Origin of the sequence: Gordonia sp. CPCC 205333, assembly GCF_048537885.1 — a bacterium.
Lineage (GTDB): Bacteria > Actinomycetota > Actinomycetes > Mycobacteriales > Mycobacteriaceae > Gordonia.
The window spans coordinates 213,223-227,657 of the sequence record NZ_JBCLVI010000004.1 but is presented as its reverse complement, the minus strand read 5'-3'; the positions used below and the strand labels follow the sequence as shown (position 1 = coordinate 227,657).

The window sequence follows — 14,435 nt, the reverse complement described above, 5'->3', positions numbered from 1 at the left end:
CGGCTAGTTCGCGACGGAGCGGCCATCGGCGAGCGCCAGGGTGTTCTGCTGTGCGGCGATCGTTGAATTGCGATGGGACACAACAAGTACCGTCACGTCGCGGAATTCCTCGGCAATCATGGCTTCGATATGTGCGGCCGATGCCGGATCCATTCCCGCGGTCGGCTCGTCCATCAGTACGAGTCCCGGCGAACCAACCAGCGCTCGTGCGATTGCCACGAGTCTTCGAGCGTTCGACGGCAATTCTCGTCCGTCGGCTGAGATGACGGTGTCATAGCCGGCTGGCAGCGCCTCGACATACCTGTCGAGGCCGCAGCGTGCCCCGGCCGCCCGAACGCCGACGACTGACACGTCGGCGCGCATACATCGGATGTTCTCAGTGACGGTGCCGGTGAAGATCCACGGCTCCTGCGGCACGATGGCAATTCGGTTGACGAGGCTGTCGTGGTGCACATACCGGAGGTCCCGGCCCGAGAGGGTGATGGCGCCCGAGTCGGGTTGGAGAAGACTCAACAGCAGCCGGATAACCGTGCTTTTTCCGACGCCCGACGGCCCGACCAGCGCGGTATGTGAACCGGCTGGCAGTGTCGTCGATAAACCCGAGATTATGTGCGCGCCGTCACCATAGTGGAAGCAGACGTCATCGAATGAGACCTCCAGGGCACCTCCGGGCAAGTCAACGGTGGCGACGGCGGCCACTTGCAGCCGGGCGTCGTCGCTACGCAGGACCGCGAGTACTCGGCGGGCGGAGGTCGCTGCCTGCTGCAACGAGTGCAGTAGGTCGGTGAGGATCCCGATCGGACCCGTGGCCTGGCGGAAATACTGGATCGTGGCCTGCACCTCGCCGACGGTGAGTGACCCCGCCGCGATACGGAACGCGCCGAGCACCACGACGAGGACGAACCCGATGCTCTCGAGTACTGACGATGCTGGACCCGCGGCGCCTGACAGCCGGGTGGAATGGAAGGTACTTGCCGAGAGACCTTCGTCGACGTCGGCGAGTTGCTTATGCAGCCCCGCGGAATTGCGGCCGGAGCGGTAGGCATCGCGTCCCATGTAAGCATCGAGAACCACCCCGGTGAGGCTGCCGTACTCCTGCATCTGTTGCTCGAAATGGGGCCGTGCCCGCTTCGCCAGCAGACGGCCCACGGCGGCGATCGCAATGAGTGTTGCGACTGTGATCAGCGGGAACCAGATGTCGAACCAGAGCATGACGGCCAACGAGCCCAGAATCGAGACTATTGCTGTTGCCGCGGCCGACAATGTCATCGACGCGGTCCGCGTGAGGGTGTCGAGATCGGTGACGCAGCGCGACAATAGGTCGCCGGGCGCGAACTGGGCCAGACCACCCGGTGTCCGGTTGAGGATGGCGACGATACGTGCTCGCACCGAACTGTCCCAGTCCTCGATCAGCTGAATGAGCAACCGATCACGCGCGTAACTGGTGGCGGCACCGATTAGCGACACCGCGCCCACGACGCCGAGTGGTACAACGAGCTCACGCGTCGGTAACGCATCGACTGACAGACTGCGAATCACCGCGTCGGTGGCAGTGCCCAGCAGATAGGGGATAACGATGGCTGAACCGACTAGACTGACCGACAGTGTCATGACGAGAGCGACCCGCCATCGGAATCCGCGTACACCGGGACCGGTTGCGGCGAGCAGGGCTCCGACGCCGGTATTTGTCTGTTTCTCGGCTGAACCGCTCATCCGCGCACAGCTCCTTCGCGATCAGCGTCGGCCACCAGCAGTCGATAGTCGTGATGTGAGTCCATCAACCCGCGATGGGGGCCGACGTCGACCAGCGTTCCCTGCTGCAAGTACACGACGTGGTCGCATCGCGAGAGGATATCGATGTCGGTTGTGGTGACGATGACCGTGCCATGATCTTCGGTGAACAGCCCGTCGAGGATCTGTGCGCGTGTTGTCGGGTCGATGGCAGATACCGGATCGTCAAGTACTACCAGACCATGCGAGTGCAGTAGCGCTACCGCCAGCGCCAGGCGTTGGCGTTCACCGGCGGAGAACTCGGCGCCGCCGCCGGTGACGGGTGAGTCCAGTCCGCGGCGTCGAACCAGACCGTCGACCGCTGCGATTCGCACTGCTTTGAGCAAGCTGGGCGGCGTTGGTAGGGCTGTGCCGTCGCGGCATAGATTCGATTGGATCGTTCCGGTGGCGAGATATGGTTCCTGCCCTTGATATCCGCACACAGATAGTAGGTCTGCCGGACCAGTCGTAGCGTTCCATGCGACTATCCGGCCCTCGTCGGGGGAGACGAGCCCGGCGATAACTCGTGCCAAAACTGACTTTCCGGCTCCGGTCGGACCGGCGATCCCCACCCGCGCGCCCGCGTTCACGTCGAGGGTGGGAATATCGAGCACCTTCCGACCGGAGTCGTAATCGATGACGGCGAGGTTGTGGACAGACAATGAATAGCCGCGTCCGCGGCGGAGCGGCGACTCGATGGCCGGCGGTTCGGCAGAGGCCGTCGCCAGCACACTGTAGATGCGATCGACGCTGGCAAGGTTCATCGGTAACGACAACACACTCAGAAGCAGCATCGTGAGACCCAGCGCGGCCTGCAGAAAAATGGTGACAGCCGCCGACAACTGACCGACTTGCATGGCCCCCGAATGAACGGAGGCAGCTCCGGTTGCGACGATGACGACTGCACCGGCAGCGGTGAGGATGGTCGTCGTCGGCGCCATCATCGCCATGATCTTGCCGAGGTTTACCTCCGTGTCGCGCAGCGTTCGGTTGGTTCCGGTGAATGGATCGGCGACGGCCCGCACTCGGGGCATCGCACCGAGTACATCGCTGCCGCGGATACGGTCGGAATAGATAGTGTTCAATCGGTCCTTTAACGCCATGATCCGGACGACGCCGGGGCCGAGCCGCCGGACGTATATGAGTCCGAGACCGAAATAGACAACGAGAATGACCAGAGCGAATGGCGCTGCCGTCGGGGCGATGACAAACAGGGTGGACAGGCCGAAGACAGTAATCGCCACCGAGAGGTACCACGGACCCAGTGCCGTCGACAGCAAAGACTGAACCTGCATGACATCACGGGTCGCGCGGGTCACTATTCCACCCGCTTCGATGTCAGTGCCTTCGCTGACGACAGCATCGACCAGCCTTCGGCGAAGAGTTGTTCCGATCGAAATGACGACCTGCGCGATGAGTCGGACAGTTAGGTAGGCGAGCAGCGCTTGGACGGCAACGGCGAAGACCATTGCCAGACCGATCCGTAAGGTATGCGAGGCGTCACCGGTCAGTAGGCCACCGTCGATGAGACGGCCGTACATTATGGGCAGGATCAATTCGAAGATGATGCCGGCCGACTGCAGAACAACGATGACAAGTGCCAGCGCTGACAAACGCCGATTTAAACACGATCGGGCGATCACCGTGAGGCGGTGAAACCGAGGTGGCCGCGGGTAATCGGATCGGTTCATCGCTGCCGGAGCCTTACGCCGCGGAAGAGTCTTTGCCCGTTGATCGTGAATGGCACCCCTTTGCCATCGGCTTCGCAGTGCAGGTGCAGATGTGGTTCCGACGTTCGGCCCGAATTGCCCACTCGCGCCAGGATTTGGCCAACACTGACGGGATCACCGATCTCAACGACGACTGAGTCGAGTTTCAGATGCGCCAGAATTACCGTCGCGCCGTCGGTCGCGATTGCGATGAAATTGCCGCGACCATCGGTATATCGAGGTACCTCGTTCAGGTCGATATTGTCAGGACGTCCGTCGGCGCAGTCGACGACGACGCCGTCGCAGGGGGCGTGGACGGGAAGGCCGAATATCGCGTAATCGTCCACTCTGCTCGACCAGATCGGGGATGCTCGCCGGTTGCCGGGCCCCAAAGCTGACAGATCCGCCGCCCATCGCTGTTCGATTGCAGACTTGTGGTGGTTGCCGAATCGACCAGCTTGATTCGCGATCAGAGTGGCTGGCACCGGGTGGTGCAGGTCCAGCACTTCGTCCGCGGTCGATCGGGCCGCAAAGCGCACGGCTATCACGAGCCCGCCGGCCGCGATGATGAGCGACAGCAGAGTGAGCAGGCTCGGGTTTTCGGGCCATACGCGAATGAGCGACACGAGCAATGCGATGACGACGATGTTTCGGAGTGCGAGTATTACGTGTGTGCCGTAGATCCACGGTGGTGGTATCGAGATAGCGCCGAGACAGAGAATGCTCGCTACGCCGAATACTGCGAACTGAACCCAATTGTCGAACGAGTCCGCCGTCCACGTCTTGAACAGCCAGAAGGCCGTGACGAGAGTCCACGGTACGATTCCCATAATCGCGACGGCGAGTGGCCCACGAAATTCTTTTCCGTTCACTGGGGCACCGCTTTCGATTCCGGACGATCGGTCGCCGCTGGATAGTCGGACGTCAATTCGAAGCTTTCCGAAATGAATATCGGTACTGCTGTGGGACTATCGATACTTGTGTGGGCCTCGACGATCATGAACTCGCGCATTTCAGATAGATTCGACTGCGCGGGAAGACTTCGGAGGTGCCGTACGGTGAGTGCGTAGATTGGCGTCTCTCGGACCGCTGGTGTGGCGCCATCGAATTCTCTGAATACTGTGTGCAATTCCTGGGCGAGGTCAACATAGGCCTTTCGATCCCGCCCAGGTGGTGGCCAGACGATTCTTCGGCCGCGATCACGATTTATGTCGATGGCTTTCCACGGTGTGATGACGTCGCGCTCGCGATTTAGATCGCGATACATGATCACCAGGTCCGTCGTCGCCGGTGTCGGGGCGAAGAACTTCCAGGTGGGCAGGTGTAGCCCGACGCGACTGAATATGTGCTGCATCTTGGTCTGATCGCCCGGCATGTTGAAGGTCAGGGTGCCGCCGACCCATATCCACATGATTAGGCGCGATCCGGTCGAAAGGACTTCCTTAATCACTGCCGATCCCTTCCCGGTGGGAATGGTTTATGAATTCGCGGACGGTAGACGCGATAGCGTTGAGTGCGACCGGTGAGGTCAGCGCAGATTTGAAACGGGTCTGGCGCAGTGTCACTATCCTCGACGGGGCGATTTGGAGACTGGCCGCAAGCTGCCGTTGGCTGTCGGCATAACGGTCCGCGTCCGGGATCGCGAATTCCGAGTGAATCAGCGTCGCAGTAGTTGGATGCCGGATCGGCTCAATCGACAGATCTTGACTGACGACGATGTTGAATTCGCGGCGTGCGGTCATCGCGTTGTGTAGGTTGTGCCGGAAAGCCTTGCACCGGCGATAGGTCCGTATCGGATACCACAGATAGGCCTGTTCGATCGGTTGGGAGAACCGACTTATCCCCAGGCCAACCGACATCGCCGAAATATCCAGGGAACGACGGATTCTGCCCAACTCGAATTTGTTGGAACGAAGTTCGGCGATCATTTCCGGCGTCGCCGGATCGAGCAGCATCACGGTATCGGGTATGCGGCTGTGTAGCGGGCGGGCCGCACCGTCGAGTATCGCCATGAGCGCCCCGAGTGAATGTGCGAGGTAGATAAGGGTCTCGGCCTCGGTGACCAGTTGTGTGACGAATTCTCGACCGATGATGTCTGCGCCGCCCGTGGGTCTCCATAGATATCCGGGGCGGATGCGAATCAGGCAGAGCAAGCCCGCCGAGGCCAGTCGGTCGACCAGCAGATGCCAGTATTCGGGTGGTTCTCCGATATCGGATTCCAGCAGCAGCACCGCGATGGGTTTCTCCGGCGGTATCTGTCCTAATAGGCAATAGCGGGGGTCGCTGACCGGGGACCCGGTGCGTGATCTCATCAGGTACCCGATCGCTTAGTCGCATCGCGCCGGGCAATCGCCCAGAATACAGCTGGGTAGGCCGCCCCGAAGGCGTAGACGAACTGAGGCAGTGACATTTTCGCCGCTACCATAAAATGAAATCCCATACCCGAGCAGGCAAGAATGCGCGCCACCTGCCGATTGGGCACTAGATAAATGAGCGGGTATAGGAGTTCGGCGACCGCGACCATTCGCGTCATGATTTTGCCTGCCTCGCGATGGTTGGTGAACCAGGCATACAGTTTGGGGTCGCCGAAGGACTCGGTACTCATGATCATCCGGACAGCCTCACCACTGGTCCATTCGTATGAGACGACCTTCGCTAGGCCAGCCATCGCGTATGCGAGACTGAGCTGCACGTTGACCGCGGTCAGGTACGCCTTGTGTGCTGACTGAGCATCACGTTCTCCGGCGGTGAGCAAAGTCAGCAGCGACAAGGCGTCCATCATGTCGTCAGCTCCCTCCCGTCCGAAGTTCGACCGAGCGGTAATCAGGCGACTCAATCCGATGTCGAGGGCGGCGAGCATGCCTTGGCGTCGGTGGTCTCCTGCGTTCAGACACATCCCGATACCCACCGCAGTCCGTAGGGCTTCTGCGGTGACGGCTGTGGCCGGTGCGTCGACGAGCTCGGCGAAGCGTGGATATCGCTGTGCGATCGCCGGGTGACTATCGGCGTACCGGCCCGCGAGGAGGCCGGTACGCCGATATGCTTCATGGGCGCGCAGCCCGGCATAGCCGTCCACGATGCGCGCCACACCGGCAAGCAGCCTCGACGTCGAGTAGTTGCTCAACCGAGTGTCGATCACAGGAATCGCGAATCCTCACTCACCGAATGACTTCGCCGCAGGCGCGACTTCGGCTCAAGGCATAACAAGACGTCATCAGGCTGGCCATCGAACTCGACATCGACAGCGTCGCAGCGGCATCGGCCAGCGCGCTTCGTTGCGGAATGCCGTTGGCCAGTGAGCTTGTGCCGCCGATCGAAGGCGATACGGGCCGAAGGCTCCGACCGTTGATCTGGTTTTCGATTTCCCACATCTTCATTGTTTGGTCCTTACTTTTTGGGTCACGAAATGCTGATGCGTTTCGTGTATCCGCGAGGGGGTTCCCTCGAGGTCTGGGTGAGCGGCGTCCGTCGCCGGTTGTGACTCCTGCTGCCCGACGTGGGTCAGAGTCGGGAGACCCGTCCGTAAACCGCGTTCTGATCGTCGACTTCCGAGGTTCGGATCGACAGGACGGAGAAGCTGCGGATATTCGCGGTCCCGATGCAGCCGTCGACGGTGATATGTCCCGAACGGACTGTCACACTGGCCTGGGCCGATTCCAGCGGCTTCTTGCCGAGCGACACGATGATCGACTTGCCAGGAGTCAGGGAAACCTGAATTCCCGGTTGTATCAACGCTTGCGGGTTGAGCAGCAGCACCGGCAGCCCCTGTGAACCGCCCGTTCCGCTGAGGCCGAAACTTCCGCCGAGGCTTGGTGTCACCTCATTCATCGTTGCCATACAACCGATTTGGTAGCCGGATTCCAACGTCGCGATGATCTTTGCGTCGGGTTTCGCGGCTCGAGCCCGTGCGATTCCGGCTCGCGCGCGCAGTGTCACATAGGCCTCGCGGGAAAACCCGGAGGCGGTTAGTGGCTGCACCCGAAGGATTTGTTCTTTGTCGGCCGAGACCGTGGCTCGCCATCCGTCGTCGGTCGTCCAGGTGCGTTGATGCCCCGGCAGTTTGATCGTGTCTGCTGCCGCTTGCGTGCCTACGCACGTTGCGGCCAATGCGGCCGTCATAACGGCCAATAAGTAGTTCTTTCCCCACACCATGTGTTTGCCTCCCTGCACAACAAGTTGTGAAACATGTATACCTGCGCGATTGGTTCTTGGCAACAGGTACCTGCGTCGGCGGTTTCGCGGGAGGGGTCTTGGCTTGGCTCAAGAAGGGTGAAAAGTGTTGTACGACTGAGTGTTACCCACGATTGTGCTGATCCGGCGCCCAGTTGAGGTGGCAAATCTCGGGATCGAGCGGCAGGTTGGGTTGGGCGTTCTTCCCTCATTCGGGTGGTGCATCACGCGTGTCCGACGTCGTGAGTCGGGTAGACACTTGGACTAGCTCAATCCTCAGTTGCGACCGGCGAAAGGTGGTGCCATGACTGATCGACAGTTCTGTTGTGTGCGATGCCGCTGGGATGCCCTACTGCATCCGATGGTCGCGTATGCGCGATCGCGCGGGCAATCGGGAGTACGCCGCGAGAGCTGCGGCGGAGACCCGATCGCGCCGTGGCGACCTGGCTACTCGGCGCACTGCCCACGCCGGGCGCAGCCGTTGTCGACGCTCGAGCGGCTTTTCGCGGACTTGGAGAATGGCCCTCATGACACAGGGACGGCGTGATGACCTGAGAAGTTAGTCGCCCGACGAACCCGTCCGCGCTCCAAGCACGATCAGCCCAACGCCGATCGCCACGGCAAGGCCAATGAGCGCCCACACCGGACTCACAAAGTCGGGGAGCGGCGCCCCGCCGGAAAGTCCCCAGCCGGCGATACCTATCGCGACTAGGCCGATGAGAATCAGTGCGGGAGCGCGTCGCGGCTGCGGCTCGTTCTGTTGCTCACTCACGGGTTAGCCTTACTTCTCCCATGCCGGTGTGGGCAGTCAGTTGCAGCACTGGTGAATTCGCCGGGCCACTCCGGCCGGTCGGGCATTTCACGCTCCCGATGCCGGCTTCGCAGGTGGAGTCCACCGCCATCGTTGCCGGGACGCGGATAACAGTCTCGCCGATTCCGGTGTCTACGTTGACCTTTCGGTCCCGTGTCAGCGTAATAGAGCGCAGGTCGAGAATCTGGCTGCCTACGCTCAAGGAATAGGACTCGTCGAGACCGGTCTCCGACGTCGGCGCCCACACGCGTTCGCCAACGCCACCTGAAGGCACTGAGATATCGGCCGCCGAGCTAAGCCCCACTACTGCGGCTGCGGCGAGGATGGCCAACGGAACCAGGCCGGGTGCGTGTTTGCCTGTGGTGCGGTGCAGTCCGCCGATGACCAGGCCGACTCCCAGCACCGCGAGAGTCAGTGAAGCGATACGTGCTGGGGTGAACCACTCGACGCCGGCCACTGCGGCCGCGCTCGCGCCGGTAGCGGTCAGTACCGCCGCGCCGACGACCACCAGCGTGAACGGTGAACGGCGTCTAGGCTGTGTCACGACCTCGGCCTGCGGCCTCGGCTCGGGCAGGTCCCAGGCAAAGCGTGCCGTTCCCAACGGATCCCAGGCTGGCGGAACGGGTTGTGCGACGGGTGGAATTGCGGTTGTCGTCGCTGGCGGCTCGGCCGCGAAACTGCCGGATTTGCTCAGGTCGATGTGGTCGGCTGGGGTGGCTGTCGGCATATGCGCCGCAAGGGGCGGGGGTCCGGCAGTCGGTGCGCCGGGGATGAACTCGGCGCCGGATGTGGGCGAACCAGCCACGGTAGTGCCGGTGGTGATCGCCTGCGTGAAAGCCTGCTGATAGGTGTCGACGCTAGTCCCCGGTGGCGGAACCGGCGTCCGGCGGTGCAGCAGCCACCATCCGATTGCCAGTAACGCGGCTCCGACCAGTCCGCTCGAACTCCACGTCGAATTCGGGCCGAAGGAGCTGGCAGCGATAATCGCCAGAATTATCAGGCCGATGACATGTCCGCGGCGCAGGCCGTGGCGTGCCAACCCGTCGAGCGCCGGGATCTGGAGATGCGTGTGCTCGCGGCGCCACTGGTCGTAGTGCAGATGTGCGTGGTCGGCGTACCACTGTGCGGTCGCGGCCTGTGTTGCCGCACCGGCCAGGCGCCGCTGCGAGGGCAGCACCAGCCAGGCCGCGATGTAGACGAGAATGCCGCTGCCACCGAACATCGCGGCAACGACGAATGCCACCTTGACCAGCGTTGGATCGACTCGGTATCGATTGCCGATTCCGACGCATACGCCGGCGACAGTGCGACCGTTGGCCGGCCGGATGGGTCGCGTGGACCACAGTCCTTCGAGAGTTTCCCGGCGCTCCGACCGCCCTGCCTGCTTGGTGTCCATGGCATTTATCCTGCTGCGATGCGTGCCACGGGCCAATCGGGTATCACCCTGAGTTTTCTCTGGAAGATCTCTACGCCCCACAGGTGTGTTCCCCGATAGGCAGTGGGGATCGGACGTGCCAGTATCGATAGTGTGAGTCGTACCGTGCCCATGCTGCCCGAGCAGTCGCCGCCGCCCAAGGTGTGTCGGCGCGATGGCGGGCGAGTGGTGGCTGGCGTCGCCGGTGGGATCGCCGACTATTTCTCTGTCGACGTGTTCCGCGTGCGGGTAGTTTTCGTGGTGCTCGCCGCACTCGCCGGCGCTGGTGTGATCGCGTACGCGTTGCTGTGGTTCTTCTGTCCGCAAGGCAACGACACCGCGCCGCCGTCTCAGCGGGAACGGCAGCAGGCCTACGGGTTGGCGCTCCTCGGGCTGGTCGCGGCGTTCCTCGTCGGCTTCGTTGCCTCGGGTACCCCTGCCGCGCAACTGGTTCCAGTGGTTGTCGTCGCCATCGGTGCCAGTTTGGTGTGGCGTGAATTCGACAAATCCCGGTCGGCACCGCGCAGTCTGCTGCTCACCTGGAGTCGACTGGTCGGTGGTGCGGTCCTGGTGATCGGCGGACTGGTTGTCGTCGTGTGGGCCGGTGATACGTCGTTCGGTGGGCTCAACTCGACGATCGTCGCCGTCATCGCAACCTTGATAGGTGTTGTACTGCTTACGGTTCCGCTGTGGATGAGGTTGTGGCGGGCGCTGAACGAGGAGCGTGCGGCGGCAATCCGCATCGCCGAGCGCGAGGAGATTGCGTCGCATCTTCATGATTCGGTGCTGCAGACCCTCGCCCTCATCCAGAAACGTTCGGACCGCCCGGACGAGGTGGCCCGGTTGGCCCGGCGCCAGGAACGTGAATTGCGCGGATGGCTGTTCGGCGACACGCGCGGCCGGGTGGATTCGCTGTCAGGTGCATTGAAATCCGTTGCGGCAGAAGTGGAAGACACCTACGACGTCGATGTCGACGTGGTGAGCGTCGGAGACTTGAACCCGGCGGGTGACCGACGCTGGAACGCATTGGTCGCGGCCAGTCGGGAGGCATTGGTCAACGCGGCCAAACATTCCGGGCAACGTAAGGTCGACATGTATTGCGAGATCGAAGACGAGCAGGTGGAAGTCTTTGTGCGCGACCGCGGTACTGGATTCGACGTCGATGCCGTCGCCGAAGATCGGCAGGGCATCGCAGGGTCGATCAAAGGTCGTATCGACCGTGCCGGAGGTACTGTGACCATCACGTCGTCGCCCGAGCGAGGTACCAACGTGGGGATGCGAATACCGCGGGCCAGCGACAGTCGGATAGAAAAGAGCGCGGTCCAGGCGCCGCAGAAATCTACTGAGCGAGGATGACTTTCACGTGACTAGTGAATCGGAAGCATCGGCTGAGCGCGGATATCGCGTCTTTCTGGTCGATGACCACGGCGTGTTCCGGTCCGGGGTGCGGGCCGAGTTATCCGGGGAACCCGGGTTTCTCGTCGTTGGCGAGGCGGGTACCGTCGCGCAGGCGGTAGAGGGAATTCTCGCGACCCGACCAGATGTCGTTCTGCTCGATGTCCATATGCCCGACGGCGGTGGAGTGTCGGTGCTACGCGCGGTAACCGACCGACTCGGCGGCGATGCCCCGGTCTTCCTCGCATTGTCGGTTTCCGACGCGGCCGAAGATGTGATCGCGACGATCCGCGCTGGCGCTCGGGGTTATGTCACCAAGACCATCGATGGTCATGGACTTGCCGACGCGGTGCGCCGAGTCGCGGAGGGAGACGCCGTTTTCAGTCCTCGACTCGCCGGATTTGTGCTGGACTCGTTCACCGGAAAGTCGGCGGTGGGGGAACCGCCGCTGGATCCGGAACTCGATTCGCTGACCCGTCGTGAGTTGGAGGTGTTGCGGCTGTTGGCGCGCGGCTATACGTATCGGGAGATCGCCGAAGAGTTGTTCATCTCCATCAAAACCGTTGAGACACACGCTTCGAACGTCCTCCGCAAGACACAGCAGTCCAACCGAAACGCCTTGACGAGGTGGGCGGCGACGCGGCATATCGGCTGATGCTGCTTCGTGATACCGCCGAGAGCAGGGTGCACCGCCCTCGGTTGGTGCGCTGTATGCGGTTTCGGGCGCTACCGCACCATCAGCACAACCAGTACGGCGATCGCGGCCAGGACCGCGAAGAACAGCAGTACGGTTATGGCCAGTGCGGCGGGAGAGGTGTGGCGCGACGATGGTTGCGGCTGATAGGGATTGGACGTCGGCGGTGAGCTGTACACATATGACTGAGCGCTCGCCTGGGGGTGCGATTGCCCCGAAAGTGACTGTGCCCCAGCAGTATACGGCTGGGGAGTTACGGTCGGCGCAAAGCTTGGATTCGACGGCAGGGGAGGCGTCGGCGGTGTCGTGCGACCCGAGGGCTGTCGAACCGGCGGGTAGTTGCCAGTAGCTCCGCCACGTGTTGCCGGGGGAGTGCGCAAGACCCACAACGGAACTCCGCCATCGGGTTTCGACAGTGGGCGAGTCAGTATCTGCTCAGTAGTGGCGTGTGAACCGGCGGCCACCGCGGCGAGTTCATCGCGGGCCTGCGCCATCGTCGGGCGATTGGCGGGACTCGGCTCGAGGAGATGCAGCAGCACCGATTCGAGAACGCCGGCTTTGCGCATCGGGTTGATCTGTGCGCGAGCGACCTTGTGCAGCAACACTAATGCGTTGTCGTCGACGCCGAATGGTGGTTGCCCCTCCACCATCGTGTAGACCGTCGCACCGAGGGAGTACACATCTGATGCCTCGGTCGGCTCGGCGCCGCGGGCAACCTCGGGGGCGAAGTAGGCTGGAGTGCCGGTGATCATCCCGGTCTGAGTGAGGTTGACGTCGTCTTTGGCTCGGGAGATGCCGAAGTCGGTGATTTTTACCAGGCCCGCGCTGCGGGCCGCACTGGAGATCAGGATATTGCCGGGCTTGATGTCGCGGTGCACGATGCCCGACTCGTGGGCGTCGGTCATGGCGTCGGCGACCTGAGCGCCGATTTGCGCGGACTGCGCGATGTCAAGGGTACCGACGGCGTGCAAGATCTGCGCGACGCTGCGTGAGGGCAGATACTCCATCACCAGCCACGGCGACCCGCCGTCGAGCGCGACGTCGTGCATGGCAATCGCATTGCGGTGAGCCAGTTTTGCCGCGATACGACCTTCGCGCATGGCGCGCTGGCGCATGTTGTCGGCGGTCTCGTCGCTCATCCCTTCGGTCGAGATGACCTGCTTGACGGCGACTTCGCGGTCGAGAAGCTGATCTTTGGCGAGCCAGACGGTGCCCATGCCGCCGCCGCCGATCCGTGATCGGAGGCGGTAACGACCGGCGACCAGGTAATCAGGGCCTGCGGCAGGGCGCTGTGCGGTTGGTGGCATACGCCGATGATAGCGGGTGGATGAGGGTTGCTATTGACAAGTATATCGAACGTGTGTTCGCATAGGCGGGTGCGATGGTCCGAACAGATGATCGAAGCATCCGACGGTGCTCTTCCGGGGCTGGATCGAGCGGGTTTGGTGCGCTCGGTGCAGACGCCGGAATTCGAAGGAGTCACGTTCCACGAGGTTGTATGCAAATCTATCCTGAATAAGGTTCCGGAGAAGTCGGCGCTTCCGTTTCGCTTCACCGTCAACACTTTTCGCGGTTGTACACATGCGTGCCGGTATTGTTTCGCGCGACCGACCCACGAATATCTCGACCTCGACGCCGGGGAGGATTTCGACTCGCAGGTGGTGGTGAAGCTCAACGCTGCCGCGGTATTGCGTAAGGAACTTCGGCGCCGCTCATGGCAGCGCGACGTCGTCGCGCTGGGAACCAACACCGACCCTTATCAGCGGGCGGAAGGACGCTACCGCCTGATGCCGGGCGTAATCGGGGCGCTGACTCAGGCGTATACGCCGATGTCGATCCTCACCAAGGGCACCTTGCTGCATCGTGATCTACCGTTGCTGCGGCAAGCGGCAAGCCAAGTGCGGGTGGATATCTCGGTCTCGCTGGCATTCGCGGCGGCCGATGAGGGATCGCGTGAGTTACAAAAGCAGATCGAGCCGGGGGCGCCGAGCGCGGCAGCCCGGCTGCAGTTGATCCGAGCCATTGCTGACGCCGGCTTCTCTCCGCATGTCATGGTTGCTCCGGTGATCCCGTTCTTGACCGACGGCGTGCCCGTACTCGATTCACTATTCGGTGAGCTTGCCGATGCAGGGGCTGCCGGGGTGACCGCGTTTCCGATGCATCTGCGCGGCGCGACCAAAGACTGGTTTCTGTCTTGGGTTGCGCAGGAACATCCGGCGCTCATCAAGCGCTATCGCAGTCTCTATAGGCGTGGCGCGTATGTGAATCCGGAATATTCGCGATGGCTGCGCGAGCGGATGGAGCCGCTGGTGACCAAACATGGGCTGGCGGGTGCCAAGCGGGATAGGCAGGCGCCGGTGCCGGCGGTCGCCGAGCCGGAGCTGGCGCGGGCACTGACGCTGTTTTAGGTGGTCGGATCGGTATCACTGCTGGAACTGTGCCCTGGGCGATGTGGGCACTATGCTGCCGCCT

The 14,435-nt window shown here is 62.4% G+C and carries 15 protein-coding genes; 4 read left to right on the top strand and 11 right to left on the bottom strand.

The genetic code is table 11. The features are described from left to right. Positions 1 to 3: 3 nt before the first annotated feature. The 8 genes from AAFP29_RS15575 to AAFP29_RS15540 all read right to left on the bottom strand — a co-directional run bounded on the left by AAFP29_RS15575 (position 4) and on the right by AAFP29_RS15540 (position 7,631). Positions 4 to 1,713, bottom strand: a complete 1,710-nt coding sequence (locus AAFP29_RS15575; protein ID WP_419218305.1) for an ABC transporter ATP-binding protein — start codon at positions 1,711 to 1,713, stop codon at positions 4 to 6. Further along, complete coding sequence (locus tag AAFP29_RS15570) at positions 1,710 to 3,383, bottom strand: ABC transporter transmembrane domain-containing protein (protein WP_419218304.1); 1,674 nt, start codon at positions 3,381 to 3,383, stop codon at positions 1,710 to 1,712. Before AAFP29_RS15570 ends, AAFP29_RS15575 begins: the two co-directional genes overlap by 4 nt. Before the next feature lie 74 nt (positions 3,384 to 3,457). After that, positions 3,458 to 4,351, bottom strand: coding sequence for a M23 family metallopeptidase (locus AAFP29_RS15565; protein ID WP_419218303.1), 894 nt, complete (start codon positions 4,349 to 4,351; stop codon positions 3,458 to 3,460). Continuing rightward, entirely contained in the window at positions 4,348 to 4,929 is a 582-nt protein-coding gene (locus AAFP29_RS15560) for a hypothetical protein (RefSeq protein ID WP_419218302.1), read from the bottom strand. The genes AAFP29_RS15565 and AAFP29_RS15560 overlap by 4 nt, the downstream gene beginning before the upstream one ends. Further along, positions 4,922 to 5,791: a hypothetical protein gene (locus AAFP29_RS15555; protein ID WP_419218301.1), complete on the bottom strand. Its 870-nt coding sequence runs from the start codon at positions 5,789 to 5,791 to the stop codon at positions 4,922 to 4,924. The genes AAFP29_RS15560 and AAFP29_RS15555 overlap by 8 nt, the downstream gene beginning before the upstream one ends. Beyond that, a complete protein-coding gene (locus tag AAFP29_RS15550) occupies positions 5,791 to 6,618 on the bottom strand; it encodes a hypothetical protein (protein ID WP_419218300.1) in 828 nt (275 codons plus the stop codon). The genes AAFP29_RS15555 and AAFP29_RS15550 overlap by 1 nt, the downstream gene beginning before the upstream one ends. Before the next feature lie 19 nt (positions 6,619 to 6,637). Beyond that, positions 6,638 to 6,856, bottom strand: coding sequence for a hypothetical protein (locus tag AAFP29_RS15545; protein WP_419218299.1), 219 nt, complete (start codon positions 6,854 to 6,856; stop codon positions 6,638 to 6,640). A gap of 124 nt (positions 6,857 to 6,980) precedes the next feature. Continuing rightward, positions 6,981 to 7,631: an MspA family porin gene (locus AAFP29_RS15540; protein ID WP_419218298.1), complete on the bottom strand. Its 651-nt coding sequence runs from the start codon at positions 7,629 to 7,631 to the stop codon at positions 6,981 to 6,983. Positions 7,632 to 7,953: 322 nt separating this feature from the next. Here AAFP29_RS15540 and AAFP29_RS15535 point away from each other — a divergent pair, with 322 nt between their 5' ends. Next, complete coding sequence (locus tag AAFP29_RS15535; RefSeq protein ID WP_419218297.1) at positions 7,954 to 8,196, top strand: hypothetical protein; 243 nt, start codon at positions 7,954 to 7,956, stop codon at positions 8,194 to 8,196. Positions 8,197 to 8,208: 12 nt separating this feature from the next. Here the strand turns inward: AAFP29_RS15535 and AAFP29_RS15530 are convergent, their stop codons facing one another. Then, a complete protein-coding gene (locus AAFP29_RS15530; RefSeq protein ID WP_419218296.1) occupies positions 8,209 to 8,421 on the bottom strand; it encodes a hypothetical protein in 213 nt (70 codons plus the stop codon). Continuing rightward, entirely contained in the window at positions 8,414 to 9,856 is a 1,443-nt protein-coding gene (locus tag AAFP29_RS15525) for a PspC domain-containing protein (protein ID WP_419218295.1), read from the bottom strand. The genes AAFP29_RS15530 and AAFP29_RS15525 overlap by 8 nt, the downstream gene beginning before the upstream one ends. A 150-nt stretch (positions 9,857 to 10,006) precedes the next feature. On the opposite strand from AAFP29_RS15525, the gene AAFP29_RS15520 reads away from it, so the two are divergent. Together AAFP29_RS15520 and AAFP29_RS15515 are read left to right on the top strand one after the other, a co-directional pair. Beyond that, positions 10,007 to 11,230, top strand: a complete 1,224-nt coding sequence (locus tag AAFP29_RS15520) for a PspC domain-containing protein (protein WP_419218747.1) — start codon at positions 10,007 to 10,009, stop codon at positions 11,228 to 11,230. Positions 11,231 to 11,237: 7 nt separating this feature from the next. Next, the gene (locus AAFP29_RS15515; protein ID WP_419218294.1) at positions 11,238 to 11,924 is read left to right on the top strand and encodes a response regulator; all 687 of its coding nucleotides are present in this window, start codon (positions 11,238 to 11,240) and stop codon (positions 11,922 to 11,924) included. Positions 11,925 to 11,995: 71 nt separating this feature from the next. On the opposite strand, the gene AAFP29_RS15510 is transcribed toward AAFP29_RS15515, so the two are convergent. Continuing rightward, positions 11,996 to 13,270: a serine/threonine-protein kinase gene (locus tag AAFP29_RS15510; protein WP_419218293.1), complete on the bottom strand. Its 1,275-nt coding sequence runs from the start codon at positions 13,268 to 13,270 to the stop codon at positions 11,996 to 11,998. A 69-nt stretch (positions 13,271 to 13,339) separates the two neighbouring features. Here AAFP29_RS15510 and AAFP29_RS15505 point away from each other — a divergent pair, with 69 nt between their 5' ends. Beyond that, the gene (locus AAFP29_RS15505; protein WP_419218292.1) at positions 13,340 to 14,371 is read left to right on the top strand and encodes an Rv2578c family radical SAM protein; all 1,032 of its coding nucleotides are present in this window, start codon (positions 13,340 to 13,342) and stop codon (positions 14,369 to 14,371) included. Positions 14,372 to 14,435 lie beyond the last annotated feature (64 nt).